The organism is Allobosea sp. P2_B12, assembly GCF_056404835.1.
This window is the reverse complement of sequence record NZ_JBFUDG010000026.1, coordinates 1-705: the sequence shown is the minus strand read 5'-3', so window position 1 is coordinate 705 and position 705 is coordinate 1. Positions and strand designations below refer to the sequence as shown.

The 705-nt window shown below is 67.0% G+C and carries 1 protein-coding gene; it reads right to left on the bottom strand.

Annotated features, from left to right (window positions below):
- The coding region (locus tag AC1DYU_RS25995) for a GTP 3',8-cyclase MoaA (RefSeq protein ID WP_476794123.1) at positions 1-705 on the bottom strand (705 nt) is incomplete at both ends.

Below are 705 nucleotides of genomic sequence, written 5' to 3'. Positions count from 1 at the left end.
CATATGGCGTCCGACTGCGGGCTTGCCGCGGCGCCGGTCGATGACGAAGTCGTGGCCCTTGGGCTTGCGCGAGATCGCCTCTTCCATGGCGCGATGCAGCGCCGCGTCGTCTGCGGAGGCACGGATCGGCGCGCGCAGATCGGCGGCGTCCTCCTGGCCCAGGCACATGTAGAGCGTGCCCGTGCAGGTCAGCCGCACCCGGTTGCAGCTCTCACAGAAATTATGCGTCATCGGCGTGATGAAGCCGACGAGCCCGCCGGTCTCCTTGACGCGGACATAGCGCGCCGGCCCGCCGGTCCGGTAGGGATCCTCGACGAGGTTGTACTTGTCCATCAGCCGCGCCCGCACCACCGAGAGCGGCAGGAACTGGTCGATCCGCCCGGGCTCGATTTCGCCCAGCGGCATCACCTCGATCAGCGTCAGGTCCATGCCCAGCCCGTGGGCCCAGGTCATCAGGCTCTCGATCTCGTCCTCGTTGACGCCCTTGAGCGCRACCGCGTTGATCTTGACCCGCAGGCCTGCCTTGCGTGCCGCCTCGATGCCACCGAGCACCTTGCCGAGATCGCCCCAGCGCGTGATCTTGCGGAACTTGTCGGGGTCGAGCGTGTCGAGCGACACGTTGATCCGGCGCACGCCGTAATCGGCCAACTCCTGCGCATAGCGGTCGAGCAGCGAGCCATTCGTCGTCAGCGTCAGTTCCTCGAG